General features: G+C 42.6%; 1 protein-coding gene. It reads left to right on the top strand.

What is annotated here, in order from left to right; translation table 11 throughout:
- Positions 1-56: 56 nt before the first annotated feature.
- Positions 57-319: hypothetical protein (locus GHN86_RS23815; RefSeq protein WP_228389657.1), on the top strand; the 263-nt coding region annotated here is incomplete at its 3' end.

Here is a 319-nt window from a genome sequence, read left to right on the forward strand (position 1 = left end):
GGTATAACTATGTTTCGGGAAAAGTCTATTTAATAGTTAAGCCTAATGCGAGAGTGATGCAATATCAGATCGATTTGCTTGGAAGGGGTTTTGCGGTGTATCCGCACACACCATCTAATGGTTACCATAATATTGAGTTGCCCGTTGCACGGGATCAAGTTTTCATATTGACTATTCGAGCGATGGATGTCAGAGGAAAGATTTCGGACTCTTCAACCATCCGCTTTAATGCTTCGGCTCCTGCACCTGTTCTTGAGTTGGGTAATTTTGGTGATTCAAGAATGCCTAAGGTTAAGCCGTTAATGATTCAGGGTATGGG

Origin of the sequence: Pseudomonas helleri, assembly GCF_009600315.1 — a bacterium.
In the GTDB taxonomy this organism is placed as follows: Bacteria; Pseudomonadota; Gammaproteobacteria; order Pseudomonadales; family Pseudomonadaceae; genus Aquipseudomonas; species Aquipseudomonas helleri_A.